Below are 12,355 nucleotides of genomic sequence, written 5' to 3'. Positions count from 1 at the left end.
CCGGTCACTTGCGGCCGGGCGTCCAGTTCATACCCCAGCCGTAGGCGCGGTCCACGGTCCGCTGCGGGCTCACTCCGCGCTCCGGCACCAGATAGCGCGCCTCGCGGCGGACGAGGAGGTCGCCGCCGGTGTTGGTGAGCAGGGCGAGGGCGCACACCGTCGAGGGCACCGTGCACTCGTCGAGCGAGAAGTCGATCGGGGCGCCGTGCTGCGGCCGGAGGGTGACGGTGGCGTGCAGATCGGCGAAGGAGCTGGCGCCTTCGTAGATGGTGACGAAGACGAGGATGCGCCGGAAGTCCTGCCGGTGGTCCAGGTTGATGGTGAGGTTCTCGCCGGCGGCCACGGCACCGGTGCGGTCGTCGCCGTCGAGATGGATGTACGGCGGCCGGTGGAGCGATCCGAAGGCGTTGCCGAGGGCCTGGACGACTCCCTTGCGGCCGTCGGCCAGCTCGTACAGCGCGCACAGGTCGAGGTCGAGATCCCCCTGGCCCCCTCCTCCCCAGCGGCCGCCCCAGCCCGAGAAGTGTTTGCGCACCTGCCAGTTGAGGTTCACCCGCATGGCACCTGAGGTTCCGCCCTGTTTGGCGAGCGATACGGAGGGGGCGGCCTTGGTGAGGGTGAGCTTGGACAGCCGGACCGGCGCGGGCGGGACCACGGCCGGGGGCGCCACGGTCGGGGGCGGGGGCGGTACGGGAGTCGTCGCGGGCGCCGTCGGGTCGGGGGTCGGGGCCGCGGCGGGCGGTGCGGCGTGCTGGGGCTCGTCCACGGTGATCCCGAAGTCCGTTGCCAGGCCTTCGAGTCCGCTGCTGTAGCCCTGGGCGACGGCGCGGAACTTCCAGCCGCCCTGGCGGCGGTAGAACTCGCCGAGCAGGAAGGCGGTCTCCGTGGTCGCGCCGGGGCTGTCGAAGCGGACGACGACCGATCCGGTCGCGGCGTCGGTCACCTCGATGTAGAGGCCGGGGAGCTGTCCGAACGTGCCGCCGTCGGCGGAGGCGGCGAGGACGATCCGCTCGATCGCGCCCTCCACGCGCGCGAGGTCGACGAAAAGCGTGTCGGCGACCCGACCGCCGGCCGACCGTTTGCCCTCGTGGCGCACCGCGCCGGAGGGGTGCGCGGGCTGGTTGTAGAAGACGAAGTCCCCGTCGGAGCGCACCTTTCCGGTGGCCAGCAGCAGCACCGAGGCGTCCGCGTCGGGCACGCCGGGGCCGGAGCGCCAGCCCAATTCGACGCGCAGGGCCGTGGTCGGCACCGGTGCGTTCGACCCTTTCGTCATTGGCATGTCCGCCCCCATTCGTTCGGCGTCCGGGCAACCCGGCCGTCCGGTCATCCCTATCCCACAACTCATTGCCGGGGCAGGAGAACCCCTTGGTCGGCACGGGAAGATCGCCGGTCGACCGCCGGTAACCCCGCAGAAAGTCGCCCTTTACATGATTCAAACCCAGGCCGACGCCCTATTTTGGCAAGTTCGCTCGCATTGGGGATCCCACGTCACTGCCGACACGGAAAAGAACCCTCTTATCGGTCTCCCCAACGAGCACATCGTGGGCTTAACTTATGTGCCATGACCTCCCCCCGCTCCACTTATGGTGGCGGCTACTACTCCGCCTCCTTCCCGGACACCCCGATCTACGACTCCCTCGTCGCCGAGCGGGGTACCCCGCAGATCGCCCCGATCCGGGTCCCCGCCGCCTACGACACGGGCAGCAGCCTGCCCGCTCTGCCGTCGGCCCTGCCCGCCCTCCCGGCGGCTCCCTCCCCGCAGGCCCCCGCCTACGGCTACCCCCAGACGCCGCAGCCCGCGCCGTTCCAGCAGGCGCCGACGGCGTACATCCCGCAGCAGGCGAGCGCCCCCCGGGCTTATCCCGGTCAGCAGGCCCCGCAGCCCCAGCGCCCGATGCCGGGCGGCATGGGGTACGAGGCGATGCGCCCGGCCGCGCCGCGTCCGGCGCCGGCTCCCTACCAGGACCCGTACAACAACCAGCAGTACCGCGGCTACTGACCTGCGCCCCGGCGCTGTCGGTGCCTCCTGGCACGATGGCGTCATGGGACACGCCGCATTGCAGTCGATCCACGTCCATCCGGTCAAGGCGTTGCGGGGACACGCGCCCCGGGAAGCTGTGGTGGAGCCCTGGGGCCTGACCGGAGACCGGCGCTGGACGCTGATCGACGACGGGGGAAAGGTCGTCACCCAGCGCGAGCAGCCGTGCCTCGCGCTGGCCGCCGCCGAGCCGCTGGCCGGCGGCGGAATCCGGCTGTCCGCGCCGGGGCAGGCGCCGTTGACGGTGACGGTGCCCGAGCCGGGCGAGACCCTTCCGGTCAGCGTCTTCGGCACGAAGGTGGAGGCGGTCCCGGCCGCGGCGGCCGCGCACGCGTGGTGCAGCTCCTACCTCAAGGCGGACATCCGCCTGGTCCACATGGACGACCCGGCCGTCCGCCGCCCGGTCGACCCCGCCTACGCCCTGCCCGGCGAGACGGTCAGCTTCGCCGACGGCTATCCCCTGCTGGTCACCACGGCCGCCTCCCTCGACGACCTCAACTCCCGGATCGCCGAGGGCGCTCACGCCCACGAGGGCCCCCTGCCGATGAACCGCTTCCGGCCCAATATCGTCGTGTCGGGCACCGCGGCCTGGGCGGAGGACCGCTGGTCGCGCATCGCGGTCGGCGAGGTGGTCCTGCGCGTCGCGAAGCCGAGCGGACGGTGTGTCGTCACCACCGTCGACCAGGACACCGCCGTACGCGGCCGCGAGCCGCTGCGCACCCTGGCCCGGCATCGCAGGACCGGTTCGCGCCTGCTCTTCGGGCAGAACCTGGTGCCCCTCACGACCGGCACGATCAGGATCGGGGACCCGGTCCGGGTGCTGGAGTGACCCGCGACCGCGTCCGGTCGGGGTGGGAACCGATGCCGGTGTCCGGTCGTTGACAGTGCGTGAGAAACGCGTGAGAAGCCGTGGCCGGGGCCGTCTGCGGCTGACGTGACGTCGCTCTCTCTTGGTCCGGGATACGCACGCGCGCCAGGCCGGGGAGTTATGACGGAGCGGAAGGGGGTGGGGAGATGCGGGCCATCAGTGGGCTGTGGCGCTGGCGGCGCAATCCGCTGCGCCGGCCGACCGATCTCGCCGAGGCCTGGGTGGCGCTGCTCGCGTTGGTGCTGATCGCCGTGGCCGCGCCCGTCACGGGCGCTCTGGCCGGTGCCGTCGCCCAGGACTCGCTGCAGCGGGCCGTTCGCGAGCAGCAGCACACACGCCATCTGGTGAGGGCCACCGTGGTGCGCGAGCTGGGCGACGCCCCGCTGGAGACCGACCCCGACGCCACCGCTGTGCACGAGCCGCGCCACCGCGTCCTCGCCGACTGGTCCGCCCCCGACGGCTCTCCGCGGCACGGCGCCGCCCTCGCGGACCTCAAGTCGCCGCACACGGGCGACCACTTCGGCCTCTGGACGGACCCCCAGGGGCGAATAACGACCCGCCCGCTGGACTCCGCCACCGCGACGACCCACGCGGTGCTGGCCGGATTCGGCGCGGCCCTGCTCGTCGCCGGCCTGGTCGAGGGTGTCCGCCGGCTGACCGTGGGGCACATGATCCGCCGGCGGTACGCACGCTGGGACCAGGCCTGGGACCGGGCCGGCCCGGACTGGGGCAAGGCAGGCACCGGCAGCTGACGGCCTGACGGCTCTGGTCAACCCACGCTGCACGCACACGCTACGGTGGACCGGCCGAAACGCTTTCGGCGACAACCCGCGGACGAACGAACCGCAGGGACGTGCAGATATCAGGTATGTCGGGAGCGCACACGCGCACCGGTCCCGGACCGGGCACGGCCGCACTCCCGGCCCGGGCGGCACGGTCCCGCGCGGGAGCGAGCCGTCAGTACGACGAGGTGGGGGCACAGCAACGCCATGGCACAGGGCACGGTCCAGGTGACGCACACCGGTACGTCGCGGTGGCGGCGCCGCACGGGTGAGTACGCATCTCTCGCCGCCGCCCTGGAGGCCGCCGCCGACGGCGACGTCCTCACCATCGCCCCGGGCACCTACCGGGAGAACCTCGTCGTGCAGCGGGCGGTGACGCTCCGCGGCCCCGAGGGCTCGCCCGGCTCGGTGCGGATCGCGCCGGAGGCGGGGGTGCCGCTCACCGTGCGGGCCTCGGCCGTCGTGCAGGACCTCCATGTCGAGGGCCAGGACGCGGCCGCGCCCGCTCTGCTGGTCGAGGAGGGCACGCCCGAGCTGATGGACATGCGGATCGTCACCCGGTCCGCCACCGGCATCGAGGTGCGCGGCGCCGCCCGCCCCACCGTGCGCCGCTGCACGGTGGACAACCCCGCGGGCATCGGCATCGCCGTGCTCGACGGCGGCGGCGGAGTGTTCGAGGAGTGCGAGATCGTCGCGGCCGGCCAGGCGGGTGTGGCCGTCCGTGGCGGCGCCCATCCGCGCCTGGAGCGCTGCCGCGTGCACCACGCCTCCGGCACCGGACTGACCGCCACCGGGGAGAACTCCTCACTGGAGGCCGTGGGTTGCGAGATCTACGAGGTGCGCGGTTCCGGCGTGCAGATCGCCCAGCGCGCCAGCGCCCACCTGACCGACTGCGACGTGCACCGCACCACCGGCGACGGCGTCACGCTCGACACGGACGCGGTGCTCACGCTCGCCGACTGCCGCATCCACGACATCCCGGAGAACGCGGTCGACCTGCGCTCCCGCTCGGTGCTGACGCTGACCCGGACGACGGTGCGTCAGTTCGGGCGCAACGGCCTGTCGGTGTGGGACCCCGGCACCCGGGTGGACGCCAACCAGTGCGAGATCTTCGACAGCACCGGCGACTATCCGGCGGTGTGGGTGAGCGACGGAGCCACCGCCGTGCTCGACTCGTGCCGGGTGCACGACGTGCCGGACGCGTTGTTCGTGCTGGACCGCGGCTCGCGCGCGGACGTCGTGGACAGTGATCTGACCCAGGTGCGCAACACGGCGGTGTCGGTGAGCGACGGGGCGACCGCACAGCTCGACGACTGCCGCATCCGCGAGGCGGCGACCGGCGCCTGGTTCCGTGACCACGGCAGCGGCGGCACGCTGAACAACTGCACGCTGGACGGCACACAGACCGGCGTGATCGTCACCAAGGGCGCCGACCCCACCATCGAGCGCTGCACGGTCGACTCCCCCGCCGAGGCCGGCTTCTACGTCTCCGCGGGCGGCCGCGGCAGCTTCCTGGGCTGCCGGGTCAGCGGCAGCGCCGGCTACGGCTTCCACGTGATCGACGGCTGCCGGGCGACGCTGCGCAAGTGCCGTACGGAGCGCTGCGCGCGCGGCGGTTACGAGTTCGCCGAGGCCGGCCCGGACGCCGGTGCCGGCACGGGCCCGGTGGTGGAGGACTGCACCAGCGACGAGAGCGGGGGCCTGCGGCCGCCGGCGGCGCGCGAGACCGCCGTACAGACCGTGACGCACTCCGCCGGCCTGCTCGGCTCGATCCCTGGGCAGCGCACCACGGAGCAGGAGCCGCTCGTCGCCGCCGCGGAGCCGGCCACGCCGGTGCGCACCGCCAAGGACGTGCTCGGAGAGCTGGACGCGCTGGTCGGCCTGGAGAGCGTCAAGCGGGAGGTGCGGGCGCTGACCGACATGATCGAGGTGGGCCGGCGCCGGCAGCGGGCCGGTCTGAAGGCTGCCTCGGTCAAACGGCACCTGGTCTTCACCGGCTCCCCCGGCACCGGCAAGACCACGGTCGCCCGGCTCTACGGCGAGATCCTCGCCTCGCTCGGTGTGCTGGAGAAGGGACACCTGGTGGAGGTGTCCCGCGTCGACCTCGTGGGAGAGCACATCGGCTCCACGGCGATCCGCACCCAGGAGGCCTTCCAACGGGCGCACGGCGGCGTGCTGTTCATCGACGAGGCGTACGCGCTGTCGCCGGAGGACGCCGGGCGGGACTTCGGCAAGGAGGCCATCGACACGCTGGTGAAGCTGATGGAGGACCACCGGGACGCGGTGGTGGTGATCGTCGCCGGCTACACGGCCGAGATGGAGCGCTTCCTGTCGGTCAACCCGGGTGTCGCCTCGCGCTTCTCCCGCACCATCACCTTCGGCGACTACGGCCCCGAGGAACTGCTGCGGATCGTCGAGCAGCAGGCCGACGAGCACGAGTACCGGCTGGCGGCGGGCACCGCGCAGGCGCTGCTGACCTACTTCACGGCACTGCCGAAGGGCCCGGCGTTCGGCAACGGCCGCACCGCCCGGCAGACGTTCGAGGCGATGGTGGAGCGCCACGCGAGCCGGGTCGCCCAGCTCGCGGACCCGAGCACCGACGATCTGACCCTGCTGTACGCCGAGGACCTGCCGGAGCTGCCGTGAGCAGGCACCGCAGGCCGCACCCGCGTGGAGGTTCCGCATGAAAGCACTGACGACGCTCGCCCGGCTCTATGTGGCCGACCTGGACGAGGCGCTGCCCGCACTGCGCGCGCTGACCGGCCAGGACGTGCGTACGCGGTTCTCCCACGGCGAGGTGGAGGTCGCGAGCATCGGCGGCTTCCTGCTCGTCGCGGGCGACGAGCGGGCCCTCGCCCCGTTCCGGGGCGTGCAGAGCACGGTGCTCGTGGACGACGTGGACGGGGTGCACGCGCTGGTGACCGACCACGGCGGTGAGATCCTCGACGGCCCGCGAGAGGTGCCCACCGGCCGCAACGCGACCGTGCGGCACCCGGGCGGGGCCGTCATCGAATACGTCGAGCACACGGTCTAGTGCCCCGGCAGGCAACGTTTGCCCGTCAAAAAGCGGCGTCCGGTGCGTGCTGTCGGCGTGCCGGCCGGAAGTCCTCGTACTGGGCGTACGTGGGCTTTCGGCCGGTGCGGCGAGTGGGGGCACCTCCCGCGCAGCGGGGGAGCGTGCCGGGCGTCGCGACGGGGCGAACGCTGCCTGCCCGGGCACTAGCCGCCGGCTGTCCCGGCTCGGCCCGGTCGCGGCCCCGGCATGTCCGGGCGCAGCCTGCTGAGGAGGCGGGCGCGTTCCCGGGCGAACTCGGGGTCCGCCTGGTAGTCGGAGTGGGCGAGGATGGGTGCCGGCAGAGGGTGGTCCGGGGTGCGGCCGTAGGCGAGGGGATCCCGCAGGGGGGCGTGGTCGACCTCGGGGGCGGTGTCGTCGGAGACCCGGACCGGGCCGCCGATGGGGTCGGTGCGGCGGTAGAGGTTGCGCCAGCAGGCGACGTCACGGTGCAGGGCGGCGAGCGCGGGCGGGCCGAAGTGGGCCGGGAACCAGCGGCCGTAGAGGCGCTCCAGCGGGGAGCCGTAGGTCAGCAGGGCGATCCGCCGGCGGGTGGACGGGGGCAGCTGCCAGGCGGCGGCCGCGGCCAGGACGCTGCCCTGGGAGTGGCCGGACAGGACCAGCCGGCCTTGGGTGCGCTGGGTCCAGGTCGCCATCCGCCAGGTCAGGTCGGGCACGGCGCGCTCGGCGTAGCACGGGGGCGCGAAGGGATGGGCGGCGCGCGGCCAGAAGGTGCCGACGTCCCACAGAATGCCGATGGTGCGGCGCGCCGAGGCGTCCCTGTAGGCGCGCCGGCCCCAGGTCACGAACAGCAGGAAGGCGAAGCCGACCAGCCAGGAGCCCAGCGCCTGGGAGGTCTCGGCCGCCACACGCAGGACGTCGACGGTGCGGCGGGCCGCTCCGTCGGGTGTCCTGCCGGTGGCCATGGCGCCGGCCAGGGCCACCGCGCCGAGCACGAAGGTGGCGGCGGTGAGCACGGCGACGACCTGGGGCGCGCGGTCGGTGAGGGCGGCCATGGCCCGGGCCCCGGCGATGGCACGGGTGCGGCCGGGGTCCTCGGGTTCGCCGGGGTGTTCGTGGCGGACACGGGCGCGTTCGGCGCGGGCGAGCCGGGCGGTGCCGGTCGCGAGCCGGACGCCGAGCAGCAGCAGCACCGCGAGCACCGGCGGGATGGTGGACGCCTGCCAGGTCAGGAGCACGGGCGGCCCCGCGGGCAGGCCGCGGGTGCCGTCCAGCCAGCCGGCGACGCGCTGGGCGACCCCGCCGGACATCACACCGCCCAGGGCGCACGCGAGCAGCGCGACGGCGGGGCCGCCGAGGCCGCGCATCCCGGCGCGCCGGTCGGGAGCGCGGCGGTGCAGGTACCGGGCCACGACGGCGAGGGCGATCACGAGCAGTCCCTGGGCCAGCATCAGGGCGCCGAAGGCCGGGTCGCCGGGCAGCCGTCCGGTGGAGTGCCAGCCGGGCCGGGACCAGCCGGCGTAGACCACGGTGAGCAGCAGCAGGCCGAGCGCGCCGAGCGGAAGATGGCGTACGAGGCGCCGGTCGAGCCGCTGGTCGAGGGTGTTCTCGCTGCGGCCACGGCGGCAGACCACGCCCACCGCCGCCGTCGCCGCGGCCACCAGTGCCGCGGTCAGCAGCCAGCTGAGCGTGTCGAGGACGGCGGGGCCGCCCGGCCGGTGGTCGAAGCGGGTCGCCGGGGTCGCGACGGCGGCGGCCACCGTCAGCAGGCCGGCCGCGGTGTGCGCGGCGCGCAGCCGTGCGACGAGGCGGCGCCCGTACCAGAAGCCGGGCCTGGCCAGCGCGCCGTGGTCGGGCTCCGGCTCGTGGGCGTGGTCCAGCGGCCGGTGCGACTCGTACGCGCTCCAGGTGCGGCGCGAGAGGTACCAGAGCAGGAAGGTCAGCGCGCCCGGCACCAGCGCGGCGAGGGCGAGCCGGCGGCCGGGCGGGCTCCACCAGCCGCCGGCCGCACCGGACGTCGCGGCGGCGCAGAAGGCGAGCCAGGAGTGGCGGCGGGCGCAGTCGTGGGCGCCCGCGCACTGCCAGGCGACCAGGTCCAGGGCCACCTCGCAGGCGGCGGCCACCAGCAGCACCGTCAGGGTGAGGGCGGTGAGCCGGACGAGGACGCCGTACAGGCGCACGGCGCGCGGCCGGCCGGTGGCGGCGGGGCGCATCCAGTGCACGAGGTTGACCACCATGAACGGCAGCAGCAACAGCCACAGGACGCGGCTGCTGTCGCCGGAGGTCAGGTTGCACCAGACGTACGCCTCCTGCACCGGTTCGGGGCGTGGTCCCTTGCCCGGCTCGGTGTCCGCCGCGCGCCGGAAGACGGCGGCGGTGTCGTCACCGGTGACGCGGACCGTGCGCGCGTCGTCGAGCATCTTCTCGGGCGTGGTGCCGCCGACCCCGTGCACGAGCAGTTCCAGTTCGGCCTCCGGCCCGGTGTGCTGGAGCGTGTCGGTCTGCCGCCCCGTGCCGCGGTCCTGCGCCCGTTCCACCGTCGTCGCACCCCCGTGACGCGCCCGAAAGGCCTGAGTCGATGCGGGCCTCAGGATCTCCGCTGCGCGGGTGCCGTGCACCGGTCGTCACGGAATCTCCCCGATCCGAGTGACGTCGGGCGGAACAGCGGTGGCAGGAGTGGCATGTGCGCGTCGTGACGGGCGGGTGGCGCGACCGGTACCGACCCGTGAAAAGATAGGACGCCCGCGCACCTTCAGGTCGTACGGAAGCTCCTGGTCGGAGCCGGTGTGCCGGGCGTGTCGGACGGTTGGCGGCGAAAGGACCGGTGCGGGCGTGAGTGAGAATCAGAACCTCCTCGCGGAGCAGCGCCGCGCCCTGATCCTGGACGAGGTCCGGCGCCGGGGCGGTGTGCGGGTCAACGAGCTGACCCGCAAGCTCGGGGTGTCGGACATGACCGTGCGCCGCGATCTGGACTCCCTCGCCCGGCAGGGAATGCTGGAGAAGGTGCACGGCGGCGCGGTGCCGGTGGTCGAGGCCAGCACCCATGAGCCGGGGTTCGAGGCCAAGTCGGGGCTGGAGCTGACCGCCAAGGAGGACATCGCGCGGGCGGCGGCGGTGCTCGTCGCGCCGGGCGCGGCGATCGCCCTGTCCGGCGGTACGACGACGTACGCGCTCGCGCAGCATCTGCTGGAGGTGCCCGACCTGACCGTGGTGACGAACTCGGTGCGGGTCGCGGACGTCTTCCACTCGGCGCAGCGCACCTCGGGTCAGCGTCAGGGCGCGGCCACGGTGGTGCTGACGGGTGGGGTACGCACCCCGTCGGACTCACTGGTGGGGCCGGTCGCCGACCAGGCCATCGCCGCCCTCCACTTCGATCTGCTCTTCCTCGGCGTGCACGGCATATCGGTCGAGGCGGGGCTGTCGACGCCGAACCTCGCGGAGGCCGAGACGAACCGGCGGCTGGTGCACTCCGCGCGCCGGGTGGTGGTGGTCGCCGACCACACCAAGTGGGGCACGGTGGGCCTCAGTTCGTTCGCCACGCTGGAGCAGGTGGACACGCTCGTCACCGACGCGGGGCTGCCGGCCGAGGCGCGTACGGAGATCTCGGAGCACCTGCCGCGGCTGATCGTGGCGGGCGAGACGGAAGTCTCGGCGGACGAGGATTTCTGACGGCTTGTCAGTTAGTCTGACCCCCTCAACGCCTTGTCCGGGACGGGACTTCACCGAGGGGGTGGGCGTCATGCCGCACCGACTGCGCCCGGTCGGGCCGGAGTTCGTCGACAGCGCGCCGGTACGGCTCGTCTTCACGCACGCGATGGCGGCCGCTCCAAAGACGGTCTTCCGCGCCCTCGCCGAGGACGTGCCCGGCTGGCCGGCGTGGTTCCCGGCGGTGGCCTCCGCCCGGCCCACCGAGGGCGGGCGCGAGGTTCGGCTGCGCGGCGGCGTCCGCTTCCGGGAGACGGTGCTCGTGGCGACGGCGCCCGAGGTGTACGCCTACCGGGTCGACGTGACGAACACGCCGGGCGCCCGCGCCTGGGTCGAGGAGTGGCGGCTGGCTCCGGCCGGGGGCGGGACCCGGGTGCGGATGACCTTCGCCCTCGACGGCACGGCCGCCTTCCGGCTGGTGTGCGGCCTCGCCCGCCCGGGGGTCGGCCGGTCCTTGCGCACGGCGGTCGCGGCACTGGACCGGCGCCTGCGCTGAACCACCCGCGCCGCCGCCCGCCGGTCCGCCCCGCGCGAGCTCAGTCCGGCCAGGCGCCCGTGGTCAGCAGGGTCTCGATCGCGGCTGTGTACGGCGTGATGTCCAGTCCCTGTTCCGTGAGCCAGGCGTCGGAGTAGTACTTGTCGAGGTAGCGGTCGCCGGGGTCGCACAGGAGGGTGACGACGCTGCCGGTGCGGCCCTCGGCCACCATCTCGGAGACGATCTTCAGCGCGCTCCACAGCCCGGTGCCCGTGGAGCCGCCGGCCTTGCGGCCGATGGCCCGCTCCAGGGCGCGTACGGCGGCGACGCTGGCCGCGTCCGGCACCTTCATCATCCGGTCGATCGCGCCGGGCACGAAGCTCGGCTCCATGCGCGGCCGGCCGATGCCCTCGATCCGGGAGCCGCAGTCGCAGGTGACGTCCGGATCGCCGGTCGTCCAGCCCTCGAAGAAACAGGAGTTCTCCGGGTCGGCGACGCAGATCCGGGTGTCGTACTGCATGTAGTGGACGTAGCGGGCGAGGGTCGCGGAGGTGCCGCCGGTGCCCGCCGTGGCGACGATCCACGCCGGCTCCGGAAACCGCTCCAGGCGCAGCTGGCGGAAGGTGGATTCGGCGATGTTGTTGTTGCCGCGCCAGTCGGTGGCCCGCTCGGCGTAGGTGAACTGGTCCATGTAGTGGCCGCCGGTCTCCATCGCGAGGCGGGCGGACTCCTCGTACATCTTCCGGGAGTCGTCCACGAAGTGGCACCGCCCGCCGTGGAACTCGATCAGGCGGCACTTCTCGGCGCTGGTCGTGCGCGGCATGACCGCGATGAAGGGCACTCCGATCAGCTTGGCGAAGTAGGCCTCGGAGACGGCGGTCGAGCCGCTGGAGGCCTCGATGACCGGGCGGCCGGGACGGATCCAGCCATTGCAGAGGCCGTAGAGGAACAGCGAGCGGGCGAGGCGGTGCTTGAGGCTGCCGGTCGGGTGGGTCGACTCGTCCTTGAGGTACAGGTCGATGCCCCACCGCTCGGGCAGCGGGAAGCGCAGCAGGTGCGTGTCCGCCGAGCGGTTGGCGTCGGCCTGTACCTTGCGCACGGCGTCTTTCAGCCAGTCGCGGTAGGCGGAGTCGCTGCGGTCCACATCGAGGGTGGCGCCGGTACGGATCCGGGGGGTGGTGGTCACGGCGGTGCTCCTTACGCTGCGCGCCGACGGCGCCCGACGCGGCCGGCACTTCGAGCATAGGCATCTTTCGCACCGCTTCCCACCTGCATAAACGCATCTTTGGGTGGCCCCAAGCGGCCCTGGGGCACAGGCGTGCGAGGCGGCCGGGGGCGCATTGGCGGGAGTGCTCCGGGCGGTCGTCGCACGCGCCCCGCGTGCACTGGTGCTCGCGGCCGCCTCGCGGCAGACTGCACGCGACGGGACCGATCGTCCCGAACGGGGGCGCACACTGGGATCGCGGAAGCACAC

Annotated in this window: 9 protein-coding genes and 1 pseudogene; 7 read left to right on the top strand and 3 right to left on the bottom strand. The window is 73.5% G+C overall.

The genetic code is table 11. The features are described 5' to 3' along the window. Window positions 1-4: 4 nt before the first annotated feature. The gene (locus ACZ60X_RS12085) at window positions 5-1,291 is read right to left on the bottom strand and encodes a TerD family protein (RefSeq protein ID WP_469596703.1); all 1,287 of its coding nucleotides are present in this window, start codon (window positions 1,289-1,291) and stop codon (window positions 5-7) included. 270 nt (window positions 1,292-1,561) lie between these two features. Here ACZ60X_RS12085 and ACZ60X_RS12080 point away from each other — a divergent pair, with 270 nt between their 5' ends. The 5 genes from ACZ60X_RS12080 to ACZ60X_RS12060 all read left to right on the top strand — a co-directional run bounded on the left by ACZ60X_RS12080 (window position 1,562) and on the right by ACZ60X_RS12060 (window position 6,722). Beyond that, window positions 1,562-1,999 carry a DUF6643 family protein gene (locus ACZ60X_RS12080; RefSeq protein WP_469596700.1) on the top strand — a complete coding sequence of 146 codons (438 nt, stop codon included), beginning with the start codon at window positions 1,562-1,564 and terminating at the stop codon, window positions 1,997-1,999. Between the two features lie 43 nt (window positions 2,000-2,042). Then, window positions 2,043-2,867 carry an MOSC domain-containing protein gene (locus ACZ60X_RS12075; protein WP_469596698.1) on the top strand — a complete coding sequence of 275 codons (825 nt, stop codon included), beginning with the start codon at window positions 2,043-2,045 and terminating at the stop codon, window positions 2,865-2,867. A 185-nt stretch (window positions 2,868-3,052) separates the two neighbouring features. Then, entirely contained in the window at window positions 3,053-3,658 is a 606-nt protein-coding gene (locus tag ACZ60X_RS12070; protein ID WP_469596695.1) for an Rv1733c family protein, read from the top strand. 237 nt (window positions 3,659-3,895) lie between these two features. Then, complete coding sequence (locus ACZ60X_RS12065; protein WP_469596692.1) at window positions 3,896-6,334, top strand: right-handed parallel beta-helix repeat-containing protein; 2,439 nt, start codon at window positions 3,896-3,898, stop codon at window positions 6,332-6,334. A gap of 37 nt (window positions 6,335-6,371) precedes the next feature. Further along, window positions 6,372-6,722 (top strand): VOC family protein, encoded by a 351-nt coding sequence (locus ACZ60X_RS12060; protein WP_469596689.1) that lies wholly within the window; start codon window positions 6,372-6,374, stop codon window positions 6,720-6,722. A gap of 203 nt (window positions 6,723-6,925) precedes the next feature. On the opposite strand, the pseudogene ACZ60X_RS12055 reads toward ACZ60X_RS12060, so the two are convergent. Next, window positions 6,926-9,238: pseudogene (locus ACZ60X_RS12055) on the bottom strand (hypothetical protein); the annotation flags it as partial. Between the two features lie 295 nt (window positions 9,239-9,533). Between ACZ60X_RS12055 and ACZ60X_RS12050 the strand changes: the two are divergent. Beyond that, a complete protein-coding gene (locus tag ACZ60X_RS12050; protein ID WP_469596686.1) occupies window positions 9,534-10,370 on the top strand; it encodes a DeoR/GlpR family DNA-binding transcription regulator in 837 nt (278 codons plus the stop codon). Window positions 10,371-10,440: 70 nt separating this feature from the next. Further along, window positions 10,441-10,902, top strand: a complete 462-nt coding sequence (locus ACZ60X_RS12045; RefSeq protein ID WP_469596684.1) for an SRPBCC family protein — start codon at window positions 10,441-10,443, stop codon at window positions 10,900-10,902. 40 nt (window positions 10,903-10,942) lie between these two features. Here the strand turns inward: ACZ60X_RS12045 and cds1 are convergent, their stop codons facing one another. After that, complete coding sequence (cds1, locus tag ACZ60X_RS12040; RefSeq protein ID WP_469596681.1) at window positions 10,943-12,067, bottom strand: L-cysteine desulfhydrase Cds1; 1,125 nt, start codon at window positions 12,065-12,067, stop codon at window positions 10,943-10,945. Between the last annotated feature and the right edge of the window lie 288 nt (window positions 12,068-12,355).

It is taken from the genome of Streptomyces sp. NPDC104106, assembly GCF_055584345.1.
The sequence above is the reverse complement of the archived record's forward strand: the minus strand, read 5'-3'. Positions and strand labels throughout refer to the sequence as shown.